At 67.2% G+C, this 22,404-nt stretch carries 18 protein-coding genes and 1 tRNA gene; 8 read left to right on the top strand and 11 right to left on the bottom strand.

All coding sequences use genetic code 11. The features are described from left to right. Positions 1-5 precede the first annotated feature (5 nt). Positions 6-92: transfer RNA gene (locus tag AAIO73_RS10130), tRNA-Leu, on the top strand. A gap of 224 nt (positions 93-316) precedes the next feature. Continuing rightward, entirely contained in the window at positions 317-1,546 is a 1,230-nt protein-coding gene (locus AAIO73_RS10125) for a hypothetical protein (RefSeq protein WP_345877789.1), read from the top strand. On the opposite strand, the gene AAIO73_RS10120 is transcribed toward AAIO73_RS10125, so the two are convergent. The 6 genes from AAIO73_RS10120 to AAIO73_RS10095 form a co-directional block, all read right to left on the bottom strand. Beyond that, positions 1,519-3,225, bottom strand: coding sequence for an Hsp70 family protein (locus tag AAIO73_RS10120; RefSeq protein ID WP_345877787.1), 1,707 nt, complete (start codon positions 3,223-3,225; stop codon positions 1,519-1,521). The two genes, AAIO73_RS10125 and AAIO73_RS10120, sit on opposite strands and share 28 nt — an antisense overlap. A 91-nt stretch (positions 3,226-3,316) precedes the next feature. Then, on the bottom strand, positions 3,317-4,642 hold the full coding sequence (locus tag AAIO73_RS10115; protein ID WP_345877785.1) for an NAD(P)/FAD-dependent oxidoreductase: 1,326 nt from the start codon (positions 4,640-4,642) through the stop codon (positions 3,317-3,319). Between the two features lie 40 nt (positions 4,643-4,682). Further along, positions 4,683-5,882, bottom strand: a complete 1,200-nt coding sequence (locus AAIO73_RS10110; RefSeq protein WP_345877783.1) for an acetyltransferase domain-containing protein — start codon at positions 5,880-5,882, stop codon at positions 4,683-4,685. A 26-nt stretch (positions 5,883-5,908) separates the two neighbouring features. After that, positions 5,909-6,307, bottom strand: a complete 399-nt coding sequence (locus AAIO73_RS10105; RefSeq protein WP_345877782.1) for a RidA family protein — start codon at positions 6,305-6,307, stop codon at positions 5,909-5,911. Position 6,308: 1 nt separating this feature from the next. Then, a complete protein-coding gene (locus tag AAIO73_RS10100) occupies positions 6,309-7,484 on the bottom strand; it encodes a DSD1 family PLP-dependent enzyme (protein ID WP_345877780.1) in 1,176 nt (391 codons plus the stop codon). Continuing rightward, a complete protein-coding gene (locus AAIO73_RS10095; RefSeq protein ID WP_345877777.1) occupies positions 7,481-8,908 on the bottom strand; it encodes an aldehyde dehydrogenase family protein in 1,428 nt (475 codons plus the stop codon). The genes AAIO73_RS10100 and AAIO73_RS10095 overlap by 4 nt, the downstream gene beginning before the upstream one ends. Positions 8,909-9,289: 381 nt before the next feature. Here AAIO73_RS10095 and AAIO73_RS10090 point away from each other — a divergent pair, with 381 nt between their 5' ends. Together AAIO73_RS10090 and AAIO73_RS10085 are read left to right on the top strand one after the other, a co-directional pair. Continuing rightward, positions 9,290-9,952: a haloacid dehalogenase type II gene (locus AAIO73_RS10090; protein WP_345877776.1), complete on the top strand. Its 663-nt coding sequence runs from the start codon at positions 9,290-9,292 to the stop codon at positions 9,950-9,952. Further along, on the top strand, positions 9,949-10,653 hold the full coding sequence (locus AAIO73_RS10085) for a cupin domain-containing protein (RefSeq protein ID WP_345877774.1): 705 nt from the start codon (positions 9,949-9,951) through the stop codon (positions 10,651-10,653). Before AAIO73_RS10090 ends, AAIO73_RS10085 begins: the two co-directional genes overlap by 4 nt. On the opposite strand, the gene AAIO73_RS10080 is transcribed toward AAIO73_RS10085, so the two are convergent. The 5 genes from AAIO73_RS10080 to AAIO73_RS10060 are packed head-to-tail and all read right to left on the bottom strand — an operon-like array spanning position 10,623 to position 17,062. Then, positions 10,623-12,512 carry an ABC transporter ATP-binding protein gene (locus AAIO73_RS10080; RefSeq protein ID WP_345877772.1) on the bottom strand — a complete coding sequence of 630 codons (1,890 nt, stop codon included), beginning with the start codon at positions 12,510-12,512 and terminating at the stop codon, positions 10,623-10,625. The two genes, AAIO73_RS10085 and AAIO73_RS10080, sit on opposite strands and share 31 nt — an antisense overlap. After that, entirely contained in the window at positions 12,509-13,306 is a 798-nt protein-coding gene (locus tag AAIO73_RS10075; protein ID WP_345877770.1) for an ABC transporter permease, read from the bottom strand. Before AAIO73_RS10075 ends, AAIO73_RS10080 begins: the two co-directional genes overlap by 4 nt. Then, the gene (locus AAIO73_RS10070) at positions 13,303-14,262 is read right to left on the bottom strand and encodes an ABC transporter permease (RefSeq protein WP_345877769.1); all 960 of its coding nucleotides are present in this window, start codon (positions 14,260-14,262) and stop codon (positions 13,303-13,305) included. The genes AAIO73_RS10075 and AAIO73_RS10070 overlap by 4 nt, the downstream gene beginning before the upstream one ends. Continuing rightward, positions 14,259-15,794: an ABC transporter substrate-binding protein gene (locus AAIO73_RS10065; protein WP_345877767.1), complete on the bottom strand. Its 1,536-nt coding sequence runs from the start codon at positions 15,792-15,794 to the stop codon at positions 14,259-14,261. The genes AAIO73_RS10070 and AAIO73_RS10065 overlap by 4 nt, the downstream gene beginning before the upstream one ends. Next, a complete protein-coding gene (locus AAIO73_RS10060) occupies positions 15,782-17,062 on the bottom strand; it encodes an NAD(P)/FAD-dependent oxidoreductase (RefSeq protein ID WP_345877766.1) in 1,281 nt (426 codons plus the stop codon). The genes AAIO73_RS10065 and AAIO73_RS10060 overlap by 13 nt, the downstream gene beginning before the upstream one ends. Before the next feature lie 328 nt (positions 17,063-17,390). Here AAIO73_RS10060 and AAIO73_RS10055 point away from each other — a divergent pair, with 328 nt between their 5' ends. The 4 genes from AAIO73_RS10055 to AAIO73_RS10040 all read left to right on the top strand — a co-directional run bounded on the left by AAIO73_RS10055 (position 17,391) and on the right by AAIO73_RS10040 (position 22,376). After that, complete coding sequence (locus tag AAIO73_RS10055; protein ID WP_345877765.1) at positions 17,391-18,296, top strand: GNAT family N-acetyltransferase; 906 nt, start codon at positions 17,391-17,393, stop codon at positions 18,294-18,296. A gap of 41 nt (positions 18,297-18,337) precedes the next feature. Then, positions 18,338-19,762 (top strand): NAD-dependent succinate-semialdehyde dehydrogenase, encoded by a 1,425-nt coding sequence (locus AAIO73_RS10050; protein ID WP_345878046.1) that lies wholly within the window; start codon positions 18,338-18,340, stop codon positions 19,760-19,762. Then, positions 19,759-20,826 (top strand): tartrate dehydrogenase, encoded by a 1,068-nt coding sequence (locus tag AAIO73_RS10045; protein ID WP_345877763.1) that lies wholly within the window; start codon positions 19,759-19,761, stop codon positions 20,824-20,826. Before AAIO73_RS10050 ends, AAIO73_RS10045 begins: the two co-directional genes overlap by 4 nt. A gap of 173 nt (positions 20,827-20,999) precedes the next feature. Next, complete coding sequence (locus AAIO73_RS10040) at positions 21,000-22,376, top strand: aminotransferase class III-fold pyridoxal phosphate-dependent enzyme (RefSeq protein WP_345877762.1); 1,377 nt, start codon at positions 21,000-21,002, stop codon at positions 22,374-22,376. Positions 22,377-22,404 lie beyond the last annotated feature (28 nt).

The following is a 22,404-nucleotide window of genomic DNA, read 5'->3' as shown; positions in this document are numbered from 1 at the left end:
CACGTGCGGTCGTGGCGGAACTGGTAGACGCGCAACGTTGAGGTCGTTGTGGCCGAAAGGCCGTGGAAGTTCGAGTCTTCTCGACCGCACCATTCTCCCCCGGCCCCGGCCGGGGGGAGAGTTTTACTCCCCCGAACCTTGCCAATTGCAGCTGCCGTAACAGCTTGTTGCCGGTCTTCGGATGGGCGAGTGCCGCTTCGCGGATGGCGACGTGCACCTTGCACTGGTCGGCGATATCGGCCCCTTTCTGTAGCGACTGTTCGAAACGCGTTCGGTCGAAGCTGGTCCGTCGCAGTACGTCCTCCACGATCTCGCCGTGAAGGTCGAAGCGGTTCGAGGGCAGGGGAAGCATCTCGTTCCGGGCGTTTTCCCGTACGCGGGCCTTCAGTTCAATCCGTTTTCTGTCCCAGTTGGCCGACAGCTTGCTGTCGTAGCGCCATATCGTCGTATCGACACACTGGGCCGGGTCGAAGGGCTGGTAATAGCGCATGACCTTCAGTTCCCATTCGGTGATGTCGCGGATCAGCGTCACCGGGGCATGGGTCAGTCCGCTGATGAAACCGGCGAACAGGAATTGCGGTTTCTCGGATTCCGGAACGACTGGCGGATTGCCGCTCATAACCGGGCTGGGCAGATCGATCGGTACTGGCGGCGCCGTTGGCGCAGGGCGATCGTCGGTGCCGTAGGTAGCGCGCAGGATCAGTACGACGACCGCAATGATGCTCCAGATGGGCACGGCGGACAGGAGGGAATCGGTATCGTCGGTATCCGCCACCCGACGCGGTTCGAGCCAGCTTTCGACCATCGGAAATCTTGTGCGGATCAGCGTGAGCAGTTCGCGCCGGGGTCCCTTAGGATTCCACCATGGCGCCCGCTCGGCATCGCTGCGATTAAGCTCGACCCACGCCCGGTGCAGCCGGTGCCCGGGATCGTCGACCAATTTCATGAAGCGGATCGCCCCGATGCGTTCGACGATCGCCAGCGCTTCCGCCGACAGCGCATAGTCGTTGCGGCGGTCGATCCATCCGAACGTCGCCGCAGCAGGTTCGAGCAACGGGTCGCAGCGCGGGATGGTCGCTGCCAGCATCTCGGAGAACCAGCGTTCGGCGCCGGCCGCGAAATCGACCTGTTCGAGCCGGGGATCGGCGAGCAGCGCCAACCCGTGATGTTCGATCGCTGCCAGTTCCTCCGGCGTCGGCGGTGCGTCATGGTCGGGGAACAGCAACGCTTCGAGCGCGTGGAAATGCGCGTTGATCGCTTCGTGAAAGGCGGCGAGTTCCGGATCGGCTTCCGGCTCGCTCTCCACGGATGGGGCGGGCGGGAGGTCGGCTTCGAGAGCCGGCTCGGTCACCGTCTCGGCCGCCCCCGCCAACGCCGCATCCCGCGCTGCCCGCAGTGCCGCGAAGCCCGCTGGATCGGCGTCGACGTCCATCGCTTTCAACCGCGTGGCATAGGCTTTCCGGATCGCGCTGCGGTCGGTCGTCGGGTCGAGGTCGAGCGTCGCCCAGATGCCGCGCCTCACAGGAAGCGCTCGCCTTCGATCTGATCGAGCGCCGCGCCGAACGCCGTGCGCGCTTCTGCGATGATCCGGTCGTCCTGCGTTGCCAGCGCGTTTTCGAATTGGCCGAGCATATGGCCGATCGCGGCGCGGGTATCGCCAAGGAAGGATTCATACGCCCGCCGTGCCCGCGCCAGTAGCGCCGCGTTGACCGCATCGTCGCGCGGATGGACCTTCAGTGCCGCCAGCGCGGCGCGGCGCTTTGCCAGTTCGGCGGGGTCGGGGGCGTCCTCGTCGTCGACGATCACCAGATTGCGGGTCATGCCGGTCTCCGGCACGCTGACATCGACCTCGAGCAGCCCCGATGTGTCGTAGCTGAAGCGGCATTCGACCGTAACCTCGCCCGCGCGGCGCGGGGGGACGGGCACGGTGATCTCGCCCAGCTTGACGTTGCCCGACACGTCGCGGGCCTCGCCCTGATACACGCCGAACTGGACCTTGGTCTGCTGATTGGACAGCGTCGAGAAGGTCGAGACGCGGCTGATCGGCACCGCCGAATTGCGTTCGATGATTGGCGAGAACAGCCCGGTGCGAAACCCGCCGCGTCCGTCGGGCTCGCTGGTATCGACGCCCAGCGTGAACGGGCAGACGTCGGTCAGTCGGATTTCGTCGAGCCCGGCATCGCGCGCCAGCAACCCGGCCTGCACCGCCGCGCCCATCGCCACCGCATGGTCGGGATGGACGGTGGTCGCCGGAAACCGCCCGAACATCCGCGTGACCGCGCGGCGCACGATCGGCATCCGCGTCGCCCCGCCGACCAGCACGACTTCGGACAGGGTGGCCGCGGCGATGTTGCTGTCACGCAGCGAGCGCAGTACGGGCTCGCGGATACGCTGGAGCAGCCCGCCGGCGGCTTCCTCGAACGCAACGGCGGTTACCGGGACGGTCAGCGCGGTATCGCCGATGGTGACGCTGAAGTCGGCGCCGTCCTGCTCGCTCAGCGCCCGGCGGCAGCGCTCGGCGGCTTGCGCAAGCAGACCGGTGGCGCGGTCGGGCGGCAGCTTCGCCAACAATCCCTGCGGATCGAGTGTGGCGCGGGCCAGCGCGATCAGGCAGTCGTTGAAATCGTCGCCGCCCAGCCGATTGTCACCGGCCGAGGCGCGCACCTCGATCACGCCGTCGAACATTTCGACGATCGACACGTCGAACGTGCCGCCGCCCAGGTCGAAGACGAGGAACGGTTCGTGATCCGCCCGGTCGGCGATGCCGAAGGCGAGGGCGGCTGCGGTCGGTTCGTTGATGAGCCGGCGGATCGGCAACCCGGCCAGTTCGCCCGCGCGCCTCGTCGCCTTGCGCTGCCGATCGTTGAAATAGGCCGGGACGGTGACGACCGCTTCGGTCACGCTCTCGCCGGTGAACGCCTCGGCATCGCGCTTCAGGCTGGCGAGGACCAGCGCCGACAGCGCCTCGGCATCGAAGTCGCGTTTGGCGAGCTTCACCGTCTCGCGCGTGCCGATGCGCCGTTTGAAGCTGGTGACGGCGCGGTCGGGATGGGTCGCCATCCGGTCGCGCGCCGCCTGTCCGACCAGCACCGCATCGTCGTCGCCGATGCTGACCGCCGAAGGAGTTAGAAAATCGCCCAGCGCATTGGGGACCATGACCGGCACATCGTCGCGCCAGATCGCGCAAGCGCTGTTGGTCGTTCCCAGATCGATGCCGACGATCATGCCTGTCCCCTTGGTATACGGAGGCAGGATGTAGCGCGCCGGCTTCGTCAGGCAACGGGCGCGCGTTCGTCCCTTGGAACGACGGCCGCGATCAGAACTCCGCGACCTTGCCCCAAGACGATTGTTCGAACCGGTCGGGATGATAGGGTTTGGGATCAACGATCGGCTCCGCCCCGCTGACGACATCGGCAATCAGATGCCCGGCGCCCGGGCCGATGCCGAAGCCGTGCCCGCTGAACCCCGATGCCAGCACGAAGCCGGGCAGGCTTGCCATCTCGCCGATGCCGGGGACGCCATCGGGCGTGCTGTCGACATAGCCCGCCCATGCGCCGGTCACCGCCCGCTCGCGCAGACGCGGCATCATCTCCAGCGCGCGCGCATGGGTGCGTTTGACGGTCGCGGCGTCGGGCGTCGGGTCGAGGATACGCATCCGCTCCATCGGTGTCGGCCGGTCGAGCTTCCAGCGCTTGACGCTTTCATGGCCCGACTGCGCCCCTTCCAGCCCGCCCGGCGACAGCTTGCGCCAGCGTCGCAGGAACATCGGCAGGAACTGGGTAGAGAAGCGCAGAAATTGCGGGGTCGGGTCGACCTTGCCGCTGCCGCTGATCGACAGGGTATAGCCGCCATCGCCGCGCCGGGTCATCGAGATAAAGTCACTGTGCATCGCCGGCGGGAAAATCTCCTCGCCCGGCCCGACCGACATGACGGTCTGGCGGATCGTCGCCTGCGGAAAGCGGATGCCATATTGATAACAGAAGGACGACGCCCATGCGCCGGCCGACAGCACTGCGATCTTCGTGCGGATCACGCCCTGTTCGGTGACGACGGCAGACAGTCGACCGCCCTCGGTCTCCAGCCCGCGCACCGCGCATTGCTGATGCACCGTGCCGCCCAGTGCCATGATCGCGCGGGCGACGGCCGGCGCGGCACGCGACGGGTCGGCGGTGCCGTCGGTGGGGGAGAAGACGCCGCCCTTCCATGCCTTGTTGCTGAAACGGCCGTGCTCGGTCGCCTCGGCGGACGACAGCATATGGGTGGTGACCCCGGCGGTCCGTGCGAAATCGCGCCAGCGTGCCCAGCCGGCGATCTCGGCCTCGTTATCGCTCAGATAGAGCAGGCCGCAGCGGCTAAAGCCGGTGTCCTCGCCGGTGTCGGCGGCGAACTGCTCCCACAGGTCCAGCGCCTTGGTCGCCAACGGCAGTTCGCGCGCGTCACGGTTCTGCTGGCGGCACCAGCCCCAGTTGCGGCTGGATTGCTCGCCGCCGATGCGACCCTTTTCGACCAGCGCGACCTTCAGACCGCGCTTGGCGAGGTGATAGGCGGTGAAGCTGCCGACGATGCCCCCGCCGATAATCACCACATCGGCGGTCGCGGGCAGGTCGGGGGTCGAATCGACGAACGTCAGCGGTGCGGGCATTCCGATAGGCTCCAGCAGTTCCGGTACAGGGGAGGGACGCTCAGAGATATTTGAGCCAGCGAATGTCCTTGCGACGCTTCTTCAGGTTCGAGAACCAGCGCGTCGGGAAGTAGAGCGGCACGATCATCGCGACCCACATCAGCCAGATCCAGTGGATCGACGGGAAGCCGAACACCTCGCCATGGTTGAGGCCGAAGATCGCCACCGCGCCGAGGTACAGCGTCCGCAGGACATAGAGGTGGAAGAGGTAGAAGAACATCGGCGCGCCGCCGAGGACCGACAGCCAGCCGGTGACCCGCGCATCGGCGATCCGGTCGAACAGCGCGAGCAGCAGCAGCCCGGTGCCCAGCGTCGCGAGCACGAACAGCAGCGACGGCGGATATTTGGTAAGCGCGAGGAAGCTCATCACCGTGCGCAGCGGCGACCCCGGCACCACGAACCACGGTGTGTCGCCATAGACGTTGGCGAAGCGCAACACGACGAAGCCGGCGAGCATGGCGAGGCCGGTCAGCACGAGCCGCCGCTGCCGCGTCGTCACGTCCAGCCGCGCGAACCATGGCCCGATCGTCCAGCCGAGGCAGATGACCCCGATCCACGGCAGCAGCGGATAGCTGAAGCGGATCGGCAGCCCGCCCAGCGTGATCGTACCGCGCTCGTGCAGCAGCGACCACAGGGCGTAGAAGGGATGTTCGGGCGGCAGGACGATGGGGTCGAGCAGATTATGCCCGGCAACGATCGCCACCCCAGTCGCGGCGATCGCGGCATGGGGTAGGCGGATCAGCCCGGCGAGCACGATCATGCTCAACCCGATCGCCCAGATCACCTGCAGATAGACGATCGTGAACGGAAATTCCGCACGCCACACGAAGTTGACGACGGTCAGTTCGAGCAGCACGAGGAAGATGCCACGCTTCAGCAGGAAGGCGACCGTTTCGCCCTTGCTGTGCTTCTGCGCATAGAGATAGGCGCCAAGGCCCGTCAGCGCGACGAAGACCGGGGCGCAGATCTGGCTGGTCATCCGGCTGAAGAAGCTGTCGGGCGCGACGGTCAGCGCATCGACCGGATCGCCGATCGGCACCCACAGCAGGAACGCCTCGCGGATATGGTCGAGCAGCATCAGGACCATCACGAAACCGCGCAACGCGTCGATACTGACCAGCCGCGCGCCCGCCACCGCTTTTGCCGCGACGGGCGGGGCGGTTCGGCTTGGGAAGAGGCTGTCCGTCGGGATGCTCGCCATGGAAAACTCCGTTGGTGGGAGAAGGGTCAGCCCTGCGGCAGCAGCGCGACGGCGTCGATTTCGACCAGATAGCCGTAATGCAGCTCGGGCACCGGCACGACGGTCCGTGCCGGACGCGCATCGCCCAGCTTCGCGGCATAGACGTCGTTGAAGCGCGGCCAGTTCTCCACGCCGACGATATAGGCGGTGACGCGCGCCAGTTGCGCCGGGCTGCCCCCGGCGGCGGTCAGGATCGCCATCATATTGTCGATCGCCTGTGCCGCCTGTGCCTCGAAGCCCATGTCGTCCAAGGGCTGCTTGTCGGCACGGATCGGCAACTGGCCGGAGATATACAGATGATCGCCCGCCTGTACTGCCTGCGAATAGTGGCCGGCGGGGAAGGGGGCGTCGTCGGTCAGCACCGGCCGGATCGTCGCGTCGGTCATCTTACCACCCCCCGAAGCGCGACCACGTCGCGGTGACGGCCGGATCGTCGCCATGGACGATATGATAGGCGGGATGCTGCGCGGCGGTCGAACAGGCATGGTTGGGCATAACGCGCACCCGGTCGCCGATCTTCAGCGGCGGCAACTGCGCGTCGGTGCCCGGCCGCACGGTGATGATGCCATGTTCCTGATTGGCGTCGGCAAGGATCAGGTCGGGATAGGGCATGCCGTCTAGCGTGCAGACGATGCCATAGCCCTGATCCACCGGTTGCTTGGCGGTGCCGCGATCGCGAGACATCGCCATCCAGCCGGCATCGATCAGGATCCAGCCCTTTTCCTTCTGGAAACCGATGACCGTGCCGAGCACCGACAGCGCGATATCGTCGACGGCGCAGACGCCGATGCCGTGCATCACCAGATCGAAGAACACGAACACACCCGCGCGCACTTCGGTCACGCCGGTCAGGTCGGTGGCGAAATGCGCGGTCGGGGTCGATCCGACGCTGACCACCGGGCAGGGCAGGCCGGCGTCGCGCAGCGTCGTCGCGGCATCGACCACGCTCTTGCGCTCCACTTCGGCATAGCGGCGCAGTTCCTCGGGCGTGCGCGCGGCATAGCTGCCACCGGCATGGGTCATCACCCCGCGCAGTTCGCCCCCCTCGACCAGCGCGCGACCGATCGCCAGCAACGCCGCGCTGTCGTCGGGCAGCACGCCCGAACGATGGCCGTCGCAGTCGACCTCGATCAGTGCCGGGATGGCGGTGCCCGCCTCGCGCGATGCCGCCGCGACCGCTTCGGCCTGTTCGACGGTGTCCAGCACGACCGCGATATCGACGCCCTTCTCGCGCAGCGCCAGCACGCGCGGCAGCTTGTCGGGGGCGATGCCGACGGCATAGATCAGGTCGCGCACGCCGGCCGCCGCGAATTGTTCGGCTTCCTTCAGCGTCGATACGGTGGCCGGACCCTGCGGCGTTTCCATCAGCCGATGCGCGACCTCGATCGACTTGCCGGTCTTCAGGTGCGGGCGCAGCGTGACCCCCATCGGCGCGAGATGCGCGCGCAGCCGGGCGATGTTGCGATCCATCCGATCGGCGTCGAGGATCAGGCAGGGCGTCTCGACCGTCGCCAGCGTCGCGGCGTCGTCCTGCGTCGCAGTCTTTTCCATCAGGGTCGTCATGCCAGTATCGCCTTGGTTTCCAGATATTCCTCAAAGCCATGGACGCCATATTCGCGGCCATTGCCCGATTGCTTGTATCCGCCGAACGGCGCGTGCGCGGTCCATTTCGGCGAGTTGATATGGACCTGTCCCGACCGGATGCGCCGGGCGACCGCCTGTGCCCGCGCCGGATCGCCCGATTGGACGTGCGCGCCCAGGCCGTAGACGGTGTCGTTGGCCAGCGCGACGGCGTCCTCCTCGTCGCGATAGGGCATGATGCACAGCACCGGCCCGAAGATTTCCTCGCGCGCGATCCGCATGTTGCGGGTAACGCCCGAAAAGATGGTCGGGCGGACATAGTAGCCGCGATTGAGGTCGGCGGGACGGCCGGGGCCGCCGCAGACCAGTGTCGCGCCCTCCGCCATGCCGGCCTCGATCATCGCCTGCACCCGGGCATGTTGCGCGGCGTTGGCGATCGGCCCCATCGTCGTCGCATCGTCGAGCGGCGATCCGACGCGCCACTCGGTCGCCGCGGCAGCCGCCAGCGTCTCCACCTCGGCCAGCCGGTCGGCGGGCACCAGGATACGCGTCGGCGCGCTGCACGACTGGCCGACATTGCGCATCCCCGCCATGATCGCGCGCGGTACGGCGGCGGCGAAATCGGCATCGTCGAGGAACAGGTTGGGCGACTTGCCGCCCAGTTCCTGAACCACGCGCTTGACGCTGACCGCTGCCGCCTGCGCCACCAGCACGCCGGCGCGGGTCGATCCGGTGATCGAGATCATCGCGACATCGGGATGCGCCGACAGTGCCGCCCCGACCGCTTCGCCGGTGCCGTTGATCAGATTGAACACGCCTGCCGGCAGGCCCGCATCATGCGCCACCTGCGCGAACATCAGCGCGCTATACGGCGACAATTCGCTGGGTTTCAGCACCACCGGGCATCCGGCGGCGATGGCGGGCGCGACCTTGGCCGTGATCTGGTAGAGCGGCCAGTTCCACGGCGTGATGAGCGCGCACACGCCGATCGCTTCCTTGACGACCGTGAACCCGTCGTCGGGCCGTTCGAACCGGTAGGACCGGAGCACATCGATCTGCGCGCGGACATGGGCGATGGCGAAGGGCACCTGCGATGCGCGGGCAAAGCTGATAGCCGCGCCCATTTCGGTGGCGATCACCTTCGCGAAGGCTTCGGCGCGTTCCTCCATCAGCGTCGCGATCCGATCGAGCAATGCGATCCGGTCGGCAACCGGCGAAACGGCGAAGCTGTCGAAGGCGCGCGCGGCTGCTGCGACCGCATGATCGACATCGGCGGCCGATCCAGCGGCGATGGTGCCGATCTGCGTCTCGGTCGCCGGATCGACTACGCCGATGCACGGCGCGTCGCCGACCGGATCGCACCAGCCGCCGTCGATATAAAATTGTCCCGACCTGTCGTGCGTCATGTCCATCCCGTCCGCGTGTCCGTCGCCCGTTGCGGGCAGCGAACCCTAAAGGCCGCCTGTCGACCCCTAGTCTAGGGGCAAGCGTTCAGCAGACGCTTTCGAAAAGGACCGGCAAAACGGCATTCCCGCGGCCGTCGGGGCATGCAGTCCGCAATTTTGCGTCGCCGGACGCGATTTTCTGCCGCAATCTTCCTCGATCTCGCCGCGCGTTCCGGGAAAAGCGGCCGACGCCCATGGCAATGCAGGCGCAGCAGATTATGCTGGAGGCCGCGAAACGTCGTTCGCTTCGCCGTGCGAAACCGGACGAAACAAGACTATCTGCCGCGCCGCCGCCGCCAATATCTGCGTCGTTCCACACCAGCTTTACGAAGGGGGCTGACCGTGCTTCGTCCAAAGTACATCACGTTCGATTGTTATGGCACGCTGATCTATTTCGAAATGGCGCCGGTCGCCCGCCGCCTGTACGCCGATCGCATCGCCGAAGCCGATATGCAGCAATTCACCGACGACTTCTCGGCCTATCGCCTCGACGAAGTGCTGGGCGCGTGGAAGCCGTATCGCGACGTGGTCGAGGGTGCGCTGCGCCGGACCTGCAAGCGGTGGAACATCGAATATCGCGACAGCGACACGGCGGAAGTCTATGCGGCCGTCCCGACCTGGGGTCCGCATCCGGACGTCGTCGAGCCATTGAAGCGCGTCGCCGCCGAATATCCGCTCGTCATCCTGTCGAACTCGATGATCGACCTGATCCCGGCCAGCGTCGAGAAGTTGCAGGCGCCGTTCCACGCGGTCTACACCGCCGAAGAGGCGCAGGCGTACAAGCCGCGGATGCAGGCGTTCGAATATATGTTCGACCAGCTCGGCTGCGGGCCGGAGGACGTGCTGCACGTCTCGTCCAGCTTCCGCTACGACCAGATGACGGCGTTCGACCTCGGCATCAAGGACAAGGCGTTCGTCAATCGCGGGCATGAACCGCTTAACCCTTATTATCAGGTGCATGACATCCCCAGCCTCGCGGGCCTGCCCGGGCTGGTGGGGCTGTGAGCGTCGAAGCCAAGGTCCGGTCGTTCATCGACCTGCGCGCCTTCGCCGCCGATGCGGGGGTGAACGACACCGGCGACTATGCCACGGCACGCACCGCGCTGCCGCTGGCGGACGGGCCGTGCGGCGTCGACCTGGTCGCGCTAGATGGTGGTCGCGGGTCGGTGACGGGCCTGCCCGGCGACGAATTCGTCATCGTCCTCGAAGGGTCGCTGCGCATCGGCGACACCACGCTGGACGCGGGTCGTAGTGCGGTCATCCCGATGGGGGTCGCCTTCGATTGGGAGGCGGCCCCCGCCACCCGTGCGCTGGCGATGCGCTATGCGATCGAAACGCCGGCCGCCGATGCGGTGGTGCCGATCGATGAGGCGGCCGAACTGACCCCGTCCAACCCGCCGCTGGCCGAACTGCTGGTCGGGCCGACCCCGTCGTGCCGCAACCACACCGACTATCTGTCGAGCGACGGCGTGTTCATCTGCGGAACGTGGGATTCGACCCCCTATCACCGCATCGCGATGCGCTATCGGCATCACGAACTGATGCACCTGCTCGACGGCAGCGTGACCTTCACCGACGAGACGGGGGCCAGCCAGACCTTCTCGACCGGTGACGTCTTCCTGCTCGAACATGCCGCGCAGTGCGCATGGGACAGCCAGGTGCATGTGAAGAAGGTCTATGCGATCTGGCGGCCGGTGGTGGCCTGATCGGCATGTGACATAACCGAAACTACCGTACCCCCGCCTGCGCGGGGGTACGGCTCGTTTAATGCGCTTAAGCTCCCGGCCAACACCTCAACGGACCGGTGACAGAAGATATGCCGGTCGTCCTCTGCCAGCAGCGGCGGCATTTGCGCGGCACAGGCATCCACCGCCTTCGGACAGCGCGGCAGGAAGCTGCATCCGACCTCGCGCATCCGCGCTCCGCCGGCGGCACCTGCATCGCGCGCGGGCGTTTCCTCGAGCCAGCCGGGCCGCAATTCGGGCACCGACGCGGTCAGCAGCCTTGTATAGGGATGGTGCGCGCCATGGCTGAGGCCGTCGCGCGTCACCCGTTCGGCGACGCGCCCGGCATAGAGCACCAGCACGTCGTCGCTGATCGCGCGCACGATCTCCAGATCATGGGTGATGAACATATAGGCGAGGCCCAGTTCGCGGCGCAGCTCGATCAACAGGTCGAGCACCGCTTCGGCCACCACCGGGTCGAGCGCCGAGGTCACTTCGTCGCACAGCAGCAGGTCGGGCCGCGCCGCCAGCGCGCGGGCAAGGTTCACGCGCTGCTTCTGCCCGCCCGACAATTCCCCGGGCAACCGGTCGGCAAGCGCGGCGGGCAGGCGGACGAGGTCGAGCAGCCGTGCGACTTCCGCCCGTGCCGATGCGCGATCCATGCCGTGATAGAAAGCGAGGGGCCGTGCGATGGCGGCGCCGACGCTGACCGCCGGGTTGAGCGCGGTGTCGGCGCTCTGGAACACCATCTGCACCCTGCGCAGTTCGTCGCGCGAGCGGCGGCGGACGACCGGCGGCAGCGGCTTGCCATCGAGCAAGATGCGTCCGGCGGTCGGTGCGTGCAGCCCGGCGACGACGCGGGCGAGGGTACTCTTGCCACAACCGGACTCGCCGATCACGCCCAGCACCTGCCCGCGGCGGATCGACACGTCGATCCCATCGAGAATCTTCACGCGCGGACTGCCGTCATGGTTGGTCCCGCCATAGCCGGCGACGACTCCCCACAGGTCGAGCAGCGGCTCTTCCTCGACGACCGGCACTTCGGCCGGCTTGCGCGGCGCGGCGGCGGCGACCAGCGCGCGGCTATAGTCATGGGTCGGTGCAAACAATATCTGTTCTGTGGTGCCGAGTTCCTGGACCTCGCCGCCCTTCAGCACGGCGATCCGATCGGCAATCTGCGCCACGACCGACAGGTCGTGCGTCACATAGACGGCGGTGGTGCCGAGGTCGCGGACCGCGTCCTTGAAGGCCTTCAGCACCTCGATCTGCGTCGTCACGTCGAGCGCGGTGGTCGGTTCGTCGAAGATCACCAGCTTCGGATCGGTGATCAGCGCCATCGCCGCCATCAGCCGCTGGAGCTGCCCGCCCGATACTTGGTGCGGATAGCGGTCGCCGACCCCCTCCGGATCGGGCAGGGCCAGGCGGCGGAACAGGTCCATCGCCTTCGCCTCGGCAGCGCTACGGTCGAGCGTGTCGTGGATCAGCGCCGGTTCGATCACCTGTGCCATGATGGTCAGCGACGGGTTGAACGCCGCCGCCGCGCTCTGCGCGACATAGGCGACGGTGCGACCGCGGATGCTGCGCAGTTTTTCGGCGCTGGCGGTGTCGAGCCGCTGGCCCGCGACCTCGATCGTACCGCCGGCGATGCGGCATCCGGGGCGGGCATAGCCGAGCAGCGACAGGGCGATGGTCGTCTTACCCGATCCCGATTCGCCGATCAGCGCCAACACCTCGCCCGGTGCCACCGACAGCGTGGCGTCGGGGACGATCACGATCTCGCGTCCATCGTCACCGGTGGCGGTGATGCGAAGATGGTCGATGCGCGCCAGCGGAGCGGTCATCGCCGGCGGCGTCCGGGAAGGGAGTCGATCAACAGGTTCATCCCGATGGTGAGGGAGGCGATCGCCACCGCCGGAAACAGCACGGCAGGCGCGCCGAAGCCGAGGCCGGCGATATTTTCGCGGACCAGCGCGCCGAGATCGGCCTCGGGCGGCTGTACGCCCAGCCCCAGGAACGACAGCCCGCTGAGCAGCAGCACGACGAAGACGAAGCGCAGACCAAAATCGGCGGCAAGCGGCCCGGTGACGTTGGGCAGCACTTCACGGACAACGATGTAGGGCAAGCCTTCCCCACGAGCACGCGCGGCGGACACGAAATCGAGCGCCATGACCCCCATCGCCAGCGCGCGCGCGGTACGGAATGCGCCGGGGGTATAGATCACCGCCAGCGTCCCGATCAGCACCGGGATCGACGCGCCCGTCGCCGCGATCACGACCAGCGCGAACATCAGGCTGGGGATGGCGATGACAATGTCGAACAGCCGCGACAGCAGCATGTCAACCCAACCGCCCGCCGCTGCGGCAAGGCCCAGCAGCACTCCCGTCACCACGGCCATGGCGGTCGCAACGAAGGCGATGAAAACGGTGTAGCGCGCGCCGTAGAGCACCCGGCTGAGCATGTCGCGACCGAGATAGTCGGTGCCGAGCGGGAAGGCGCGGCTGACCCCGCTGAACACGTCGAGGTCGACGACCTCCCCCACGCCGTGCGGCGCGAGGGCAGGGCCGGCGAGGGCGACGATCACCCACAGCACGACGAGGGCAAGGCCGATCCGGCCGCTGATCGCGAGCCTGCTCACCGGTGGCGCAACCGCGGATTGGCGAGGATCGCGACGACGTCGGCGGTCGTCACCAGCAACAGATAGGCGATGCAGAAGATGACCGCGACGGTCTGCACCAGCGGCAGGTCGCGGGTCGCGACCGCATCGACCATCAGCCGCGCGACGCCCGGATAGTTGAAAATGATCTCGACCACGATCACGCCCCCCAGCAAAGTCGACAGGCTGAGCGCGATCGCATTGGCGATCGGCCCGATGGCGTTGGGCAAGGCGTGGCGCAGCACGACCCGCGCGGGCGAACAGCCCTTCAGCCGCGCCGCCTCTGCGTAGGAGGTGTCGAGCGCGTCGATCACCGCGGCGCGCGTCATCCGCACCATCTGCGCCATCACGAAACAGGCGAGGCTGAACACCGGCATCGCGAACACCCGCACCAGATCCCAGGTGGAATGGACGTCGCGGGTCGACGACAGCGCCGGCAGCCAGCGCAGCGTCACCGCGAACAGCATTACCGCCAGCGTCGCGATCAGGAATTCTGGCACCGAAACGATGCCGATCGTCGCGATGCTGATCGTCCGGTCGAACGCCGTGCCGCGCTTCACCGCCGCGACGATGCCGAGCAGCAGCGCGAGCGGCACCGATACCAGAGCGGTCAGCCCGGCGAGCGTCAGCGAATTGCCCAGCCGCGCGGCGATCATCTCCCAAACCGGCAGCCCGGTGATGAGCGAACGCCCCGGATCCCCGGTCAGCACACCGGTCGCCCATTCGACATAGCGTTGCCATGCCGGCTGATCGAGGTGCATCGCGGCGCGCAGTCCCGCCAGCGCCTCGGGCGTGGCGCTCTGGCCGAGGATCGCCTCGGCCACGTCGCCCTCCATCAGCTGGGCGATGCCGAATACCGCCAGTGACACGAACAGCAAGGTGACCAGCGACCCGCCGACCCGGCGGCCGATCAGCGAAACAAGCGGCGGCAGCGTCATTTGCCCTCCAGCCAGACATGGGCGGCGAAATCGAACCCCATCAATCCCCCCTGCGGCATCGGGCGCAACCCTTTGAGGCGCGGGCTGTAGGCGTCGATCGAACTGATGAACAACGGGATGCCGATGCCGGCCCGATCGTGGACCAGATGCTGCATCTCGCCATAGAGCGACTTGCGCCGCGCCTCGTCGGTCTCGCCGCGTGCCGCGACCAGCAGCCGGTCGAAGCGCGCGTTCTTCCACGCGCTCTCGTTCCACAACGCGTTCGATGCGAAGAATTGCGTGAAGATGATGTCGGCGGTCGGGCGCGGGTTGGTGTTGCCGAAGCCCAGCGGCACCTTCATCCAGCTATTGGTCCAATAGCCGTCGGACGGCACGCGGCGGATGTCGAGGCCCAGCCCCGCGCGCCGCGCGGCGTCCTGGATCAGCACCGCCATGTCGTCGGACTTGTCGGCGGCGGTGGAGGTGACCAGCGGCACCCTTGTCCCCGCCAGCCCGGCGCGTTTGAACAGGAAGCGTGCGCGATCGGGGTCGAAGGGCCGCTGCGGCACGCTCGGGTCGTAATAGGGGTTGGTCGGCGCGATCGGCTGATCGTTGGCGATCGTCGCATAGCCCCGAAAGATCGCGGTCCGCATCGTTTCGCGGTCGAGCAGCAGTTTCAGCCCGTCGACGAAATCGGGGTTGTTGCCCGGCGCCCGGTCCATCCGCGCGATCAGGTCGGTATAGCCGCTGGATTTGGATTCGAGCAGTTCGAACCCAGCGCCGGTCAGGTGCCGGGTGATGCGCGGGTTGATCGCATGAATCAGATCGACATCGCCCGACAGCAGCGCGTTGATCCGCGCGCTGTCGTCGGGGATGGCGAACAGCTCGCACTCGCCCAGCCGCACCGGCCCCCGCCAGTAATCGTCGTACCGCGCGGCGAGCGAACGGACGCCCGGCATATATTCGAGCATTCGCATCGGCCCGGTGCCGACGGGTTTGTTGAAATCGCGGGTGCCGTCACGAACGATCTGGAATTGCTGGATGCCGAGGATCGTCGGCAGATCGGCATTGGGCGTCTTGAGCACGATCCGCACCCGGTCCGGGCCATCGGCACGCACCGATGCGAACTGGTCGGCGAACACCTTCGCCTTGGACCCCACGGCGGGATCGAGATGGCGGCGCAGCGAATAGACGACGTCTGCGACGGTCAGCGGCGATCCGTCGTGAAAGCGGACTCCCTTGCGCAGTCGGATCGACCAGTCGCGCGCGTCGGCGGTCTCGATCGCCTCGGCCAGTGCGGGCTGTGGCAGGAAGCGTTCGTCGAGCTTGGTCAGGCCGTCATAGACCATGGCGCAGCGGCAGAAATCGGTGACCACCGTCTGCCGCGCCGGGTCCATCGTATCGGCGGTCGACGACACCGCGACGGCAACCCTCAGGCGACCGCCAGCCGGCTCGGGCCGCGCCGGTTCGAATCCGCACGCACCGAGGCCGAGCGACAGCCCGCCACCGCCGATCAGGCGGATCGCATCGCGCCGGCCGATCAATGCCGCCAATCCTGATAGCGGTAATAGGCGCCGACCGCCGGCAGGAACCATGGCGGTCCGAAATGTCCCGGCACCGCCGGCCATGCGATCTCGTGGAACGGGTTTTCGTCGGCCTCCCGCGCGCCGCCGAGGATGCGCGCCATCGCCTCGCCCATCACCACCGAAATCTGCGTGCCATGGCCGCTATAGCCCATCGCGTAATAGATGCCGTCGCGTGATCCGGCACGCGGCAGGCGGTCGGCGGTCAGGTCGACGATCCCGCCCCAGGTATGGGCGATCTTCGTATCGGCCAATTGCGGGAAGATGCGACGCATCCCCGCCTCGAGGATCGTGCCGCTGCGCGTGTCGCTGCGCGGGCTGGACAGGGCGAAGCGGGCGCGTCCGCCGAAGATCAGCCGATCATCGGCGGTGAGGCGGAAATAATTGCCGACATTGCGCGTGGTCGTGCCGTTGCGCCGCCCCGGCATGATGTTCTGCGCCAACGACCCCAATGGCTCGGTCGCGACGATGAAGCTGCCGATCGGCACGATCCGCCGTCGCAGCCAGCGAAACGGCCCAACCATCGACGCGCCGGTCGCCAGCAGCACCGCATCTGCCTCGACCGTGCCGCGCTTCGTCGTCAGCCGGTGGCGCCCGCCCGAAATGCGCTCGATACCGGTCAGCGCCGCATCCTCGTACAGCTTGGCGCCATGCCGCGCGGCGGCATAGGCCAGCCCGGTGGCGAAGCGCCCCATGTGCAGCGACCCGCTGCGCGGATAGAGCAGCCCGCCGTGAAAGGCATCGGACCCGATCTCACGGGGCAAATCGTTCTTCTCGATCAGGCGGATATCTGGTTCGACGGTCTGCGATAGCAATTCCGCCTGCCGCGCGAGCTTGGCGGCATGTTCGGGCTTGTCGGCCAGCTTGAGCTTGCCGTTGCGGGTGAAGTCGCAGGCGATGCCTTCCTCGGCGACGATCGCCTCGACTCGATCGACGCCGGTGTCGAACGCGCGATAGATCGCCGTCGCGCGTTCAATGCCGAACCGGGCGATCAGACCGGCGAAGTCGCCGGCAATGCCGTTGTTGCATTGGCCCCCATTGCGTCCCGATGCCTCACCGGCGATCCGGTTCGCTTCGATTACCACGACATCGGTTCCAGCCATTGCCAGCGCCCGCGCGGCAGAAAGGCCGGTAAAGCCGCCTCCGACGACGATGACCGATGCACGCACCGGCACCGGGCCCTGTTCGGCCCCGGCGAAGCGTTCGCCGCTGTCCAGCCAATAGGATTCCAGCTTCATGGCGTGTCGGCGTCCCCCTCGGAGCGATGCTGCCCCGGCACGGCATAATCTGCTCTATCCTGTCCGGCATCGTTACACTTTAGTTGCCGGAACGACAGGTCATATGTGCCGATCGTTGGCCGGGCGACCGCACAGCGTACCGCTTCCGCCGTATTTCCGCGGGGTAGCGGAAAGGAGGTTTCGCTCCCCCAACCGCTACCCGCGTCAACGCTTTTGCGGCAGGATATTCCGGAGGGTGGCCAATTTATGCGCGATAAGATGCCGGCTGCCCCGCGACGCGGCACCTCCTGCGCCGCTCGTCCGGCTACACCATGGTGTGAGGATAGCGATGGAACGCGAGACGATGCAGACAAGTGCCGATCCCCTGCCGGCCGAAAGCCGGACGATGCGCCTGCGGGCGATGACGCCGGACGATATCACCGAGCTCCACGCGCTGTCTAAGGCCGAGCAATGGCCGCATCGGGCCGAGGATCTATCGGACATGCTGGCGGTCGGCGCCGGTACCGTCGCCGAACTGGGTGGCGAGATCGTCGGTACGACCATGTGGTGGCGCGCCGGACCGAAGGTCGCGACGCTCGGCATGGTCATCGTGTCGCGGCGGCATCGCGGGGCGGGCATCGGCCGGATCGTGATGGAATCGGTGCTCGACCAGATCGCGGAGGCGCTGGGCGGCGATGCGACGGTCCAGCTGAACGCGACCGAGGACGGACTGCCGCTCTATCGCAAGCTGGGCTTTACCGGCATTGGCGAGATATTGCAGCATCAGGGCGCGGCGTTCCAAGCGCCGCTGGTGCCGTTGGGGCCGGGTGAGCGCATCCGGCCGATGGGCGAGCGCGACGGGGCGGTGGTCGATGCGCTCGTCCGCGCCGGCAGCGGGCTGGATCGTCCGACCGTCATGACCGTACTGCGCGACCGGGCGCATGGCGTGGTGCTGACCCAAGGCGACGACGTGACCGGGGTCGCGCTGTTCCGCCGGTTCGGGCGCGGCTATGTCGTCGGTCCGGTCATCGCGCCCGACATGGTGCGCGCGCAGGCGCTGATCGCGCAGTGGATCGGGTCGCGCAGCGGCGAGTTCATCCGGCTCGACATTCACGGGAATAGCGGATTGGGACCATGGCTGGAGGAACTGGGACTGGTACGGGTCGGGCGGGTAGTGACGATGGTCAAGGGCGCCGAGCCGCCGGCGACCGCCCCCGCGACGGCGTTCGCGATCGTGAGCCAGGCGCTGTGCTGAGCGACGCAGACCTGCGCGGCACCGGGCTGCTGCTCGAAACGATGCTGATTAGCGGCGAATGGGTCGCGGCACAGGGCGGCGCGACGCTCGACGTGACCGACCCCGCGACCGGCGAGGTAATCGGCACCATTCCTTCGGCGGGCGCCGCCGATACCGAGGCGGCGATCGCCGCCGCCGCCGCGGCGCTGCCGGCGTGGAAGCGCCGCACCGCCGATGATCGCGCGACGCTGCTTGAACGCTGGCATGCGCTGATCCTCGGCAATGCCGACACGCTGGCGGCGATCATGACCGCCGAACAGGGCAAGCCGCTGGCCGAGGCGAAGGGCGAGATCGGCTATGCCGCGTCGTTCGTGAAATGGTTTGCGAACGAGGGGCGGCGGATCGCCGGCCACACCATTCCGGCTCCGACCAGCGACCGCCGTATCCTGGCAACGCGCGAACCGGTCGGCGTCTGTGCCGCGATCACGCCGTGGAATTTTCCTGCGGCGATGATCACGCGCAAGGTCGCGCCGGCGCTGGCGGCGGGCTGTACCGTCGTCATCAAGCCGTCCGAGCTGACCCCCTACACCGCGCTGGCGCTGTGCAAGCTGGCCGAACGGGCCGGCATGCCGGCGGGTGTCGTCAACATCGTCACCGGCCTGCCGCAGGCGATCGGTGCCACACTGACCGCATCGCCGGTAGTGCGCAAATTGTCGTTCACCGGATCGACCCGTGTCGGATCGCTGCTGATGCAGCAATCGGCCGATACGCTGAAGCGGTTGAGCCTCGAACTGGGCGGCAATGCGCCGTTCATCGTGTTCGACGATGCCGATCTCGACGCGGCGGTGGCGGGCGCGATGGCGTCCAAGTTCCGCAATGCCGGCCAGACCTGCGTATGCGCCAACCGCATCCTCGTGCAGGACGGCATCCACGACCGCTTCGTCGAGAAGCTGGGGGAGGCGGTGCGCGCGCTGCGGGTCGGCGATGGCCGCGATGCGGGGACGACGATCGGCCCGCTGATCAATGCCGCCGCCACGCAGAAGGTCGCCGATCACCTGTCCGACGCGCTGGCGAAGGGCGCGCAGATTGCGGCTGCACCCGATGGCGCGCGCGATGACGAACGTTTCGCCCGACCGGTGGTGCTGACCGGCGCCACCCCCGACATGCGGCTGGCATCGGAGGAGACGTTCGGCCCGGTCGCGCCGATCTTCCGCTTCACGCAGGAACAGGAGGCGATCGATCTCGCCAACGCCACGCCGTTCGGCCTCGCCAGCTATTTCTACACCGAGAACCTGCATCGCGCATGGCGCGTCGGCGAGGCGCTGGAATTCGGCATGGTCGGGCTGAACACCGGCGGGATTGCGATGGAGATGTCGCCGTTCGGCGGGATCAAGGCATCGGGGCTCGGCCGTGAAGGCGGGCGCGAGGGCATCGATGAGTATCTTGAAACGAAAGCGTTTCACTGGGGGGGATTGAAGGGCCTGTGACCAATTATCGTATTGCGGTGATCCCGGGCGACGGGATCGGCAAGGAAGTTGTGCCCGAGGGTATTCGCGTGCTCGAGGCGGCGGCATCGGTGCATAATTTTACCGTCGAGCAGCAATGGCATGATTTCGCGAGCTGCGATTATTACGTCCGCCACGGCCGGATGATGCCCGAGGATTGGAAGGCGCGGATCGGCGATGTCGACGCGATCTTCTTCGGCGCGGTCGGCTGGCCCGACACCGTGCCCGACCATATCTCGTTGTGGGATTCGCTGATCCAGTTTCGCCGCGAATACGACCAGTATGTCAATCTGCGTCCGGCGCGGCTGATGCCGGGCGTGCCGTGCCCGCTGGCCGGCCGCAATCCGGGCGACATCGACATGATGATCGTGCGGGAGAATACCGAAGGCGAATATTCGGCGATCGGCGGCACCGCCTTCCCCGGCACCGACCGCGAGGTCGTGTTGCAGGAAACGGTGATGACCCGCATCGGTACCGACCGCATCCTGCGCTACGCCTTCGACCTCGCGCAGAAGCGTCCGGCCAAGCATGTGACGTCGGCGACCAAGTCGAACGGCATCGCCATCACCATGCCGTGGTGGGACAGCCGGGTCGCAGCGATGGCGGAAAACTATCCCGACATCCGCACCGACAAATATCATATCGACATTCTGGCAGCGCAGTTCGTGATGAACCCCGACCGGTTCGACGTGGTCGTCGCATCGAACCTGTTCGGCGACATCCTGTCCGATCTGGGGCCGGCCTGCACCGGCACGATCGGCATCGCACCGTGCGGCAACATCAACCCCGATCGCAGCGTGCCGTCGCTGTTCGAGCCGGTCCATGGCTCGGCCCCCGATATTGCGGGGCAGGGGATCGCCAATCCGGTCGGCCAGATCTGGTGCGCGGCAATGATGCTCGACCATTTCGGCGAACATGACGCGGCGAAATCGATCGTGACCGCGATCGAGACGGTGCTGGCCAGCGAAGCCGGCCGGACCCGCGATCTGAAGGGTACGGCGTCGACCGTGGAAAGCGGGAAGGCGATCGCAGCGGCGATCGGGTAACGCCTCCTACTCCCCTCCCTTCCAGGGGAGGGGGCCTCGAAAATCCTGCCGCGGCATAATCTGCCGCACATTCGCGAAGTTCGGCAGCTTGGCCCCGCCGCGCGGCCCGCGCGATCATCCCACGCCCGCCGACGCCCCGTAAGATGGCCCCATCTTCAGAAACAGGGCCAGTCATGTTCTCCAATTCGCTGATCGAGGCCGACCGCCGCCACCTCATCCACCCCGTCACCGCTTGGCGCGGGCACGAGGCGCGCGGCGCGACCGTGCTGACGGGCGGGCAGGGCATGTATCTGACCGATGGCGACGGCAATCGGCTGCTCGACGCCTTTGCTGGGCTGTGGTGCGTCAATATCGGCTACGGCCATGAAAGCGTGGTGGAGGCGGCGGCCGAACAGATGCGGCGGTTGCCCTATGCCACCGGCTATTTCTCCTTCGCCAGCGAACCCGCGATCCGCCTCGCCGAGCGGTTGGCCGAATTGTCGCCGCCGGGCCTCGACCGCGTCTATTTCTCGCTGGGCGGATCGGACGCGGTCGACTCCGCGCTGCGCTTCATCGTCAACTACTGGAATGCCAAGGGCCGCCCGACCAAGAAACAGGTCATCGCACTCGACAAGGGCTATCATGGTTCGTCGTCGAACGGGGCGGGGATCACGGGACTGCCCGCTTTCCACCGGTTGTTCGACCTGCCGCATGACTGGCAGCATCATATTCCGGCGCCCTATCCCTATCGCCACGCCGTCGGCAGCGATCCGCAGGCGGTGATCGACGCCAGCGTCGCCGCGCTGAAGGCCAAGGTCGCCGAACTGGGCGCGGATAATGTCGCCGCCTTCTTCGCCGAACCGGTGCAGGGGTCGGCCGGCGTCATCGTCCCGCCGCGGGGTTGGTTGAGCGCGATGCGCGCCGCCTGCACCGAACTGGGCATTTTGCTGGTCGCCGATGAGGTCATTACCGGCTTTGGTCGTACGGGTCCGCTGTTCGCCTGCGAAACCGAAGGCGTCACGCCCGATCTGATGACGCTCGCCAAGGGACTGACCGCCGGTTACGTGCCGATGGGCGCGGTGCTGATGACCGACGAAATCTATGCCGGCATCGCCGACGGTCCCGACAATCATCTGCCGGTCGGGCACGGTGCGACCTATTCGGGGCATCCAGTGTCGGCCGCCGTCGCGCTGGCCGTGCTCGACCTGTACGAGGGCGGCATCCTGGCCAAAGGCATCGCCCGCGCGCCGCAACTCGCGGCAGGGCTGGCCGCGATCGCCGATCATCCGCTGGTCGGCGACGTGCGCCAGGCCGGCATGCTGGCCGGCATCGAACTGGTGGCGGACAAGGCGGGCAAGACGCGGTTCGACCCCGCGATCGGCCTGCCCGACAAGCTGGCGCGCACCGGCTACGCCAACCGCATCATCTTCCGCGCGTTCGCCGACGGCACGATCGGCCTCGCCCCGGCGATCAGTTGCGATGAAACCGATATGGATACATTGTTGAAGCGCCTTACGCGGACGCTGGATCAAGTGGCCGACCTGCCCGAAGTTCGCGCGGCGCTGCGATAGACGTTGCGGTTACGAAATGATGAGATAA

Source organism: Sphingomonas epibiotica, from assembly GCF_039615155.1.
GTDB lineage: Bacteria > Pseudomonadota > Alphaproteobacteria > Sphingomonadales > Sphingomonadaceae > Sphingomonas.
The sequence above is the reverse complement of the archived record's forward strand: the minus strand, read 5'-3'. Positions and strand labels throughout refer to the sequence as shown.

Excerpts from the sequence above, each read along its gene's own strand:
- AAIO73_RS10050 (WP_345878046.1), top strand. The coding sequence starts at position 18,338 with ATGCTGATTAGCGGCGAATGGGTCGCGGCACAGGGCGGCGCGACGCTC.
- AAIO73_RS10080 (WP_345877772.1), bottom strand. The coding sequence starts at position 12,512 with ATGACCGCTCCGCTGGCGCGCATCGACCATCTTCGCATCACCGCCACC.
- AAIO73_RS10040 (WP_345877762.1), top strand. The coding sequence starts at position 21,000 with ATGTTCTCCAATTCGCTGATCGAGGCCGACCGCCGCCACCTCATCCAC.
- AAIO73_RS10095 (WP_345877777.1), bottom strand. The coding sequence starts at position 8,908 with ATGACGCACGACAGGTCGGGACAATTTTATATCGACGGCGGCTGGTGC.
- AAIO73_RS10070 (WP_345877769.1), bottom strand. The coding sequence starts at position 14,262 with ATGACGCTGCCGCCGCTTGTTTCGCTGATCGGCCGCCGGGTCGGCGGG.
- AAIO73_RS10060 (WP_345877766.1), bottom strand. The coding sequence starts at position 17,062 with ATGAAGCTGGAATCCTATTGGCTGGACAGCGGCGAACGCTTCGCCGGG.
- AAIO73_RS10100 (WP_345877780.1), bottom strand. The coding sequence starts at position 7,484 with ATGACGACCCTGATGGAAAAGACTGCGACGCAGGACGACGCCGCGACG.
- AAIO73_RS10110 (WP_345877783.1), bottom strand. The coding sequence starts at position 5,882 with ATGGCGAGCATCCCGACGGACAGCCTCTTCCCAAGCCGAACCGCCCCG.
- AAIO73_RS10120 (WP_345877787.1), bottom strand. The coding sequence starts at position 3,225 with ATGATCGTCGGCATCGATCTGGGAACGACCAACAGCGCTTGCGCGATC.
- AAIO73_RS10055 (WP_345877765.1), top strand. The coding sequence starts at position 17,391 with ATGGAACGCGAGACGATGCAGACAAGTGCCGATCCCCTGCCGGCCGAA.
- AAIO73_RS10115 (WP_345877785.1), bottom strand. The coding sequence starts at position 4,642 with ATGCCCGCACCGCTGACGTTCGTCGATTCGACCCCCGACCTGCCCGCG.
- AAIO73_RS10105 (WP_345877782.1), bottom strand. The coding sequence starts at position 6,307 with ATGACCGACGCGACGATCCGGCCGGTGCTGACCGACGACGCCCCCTTC.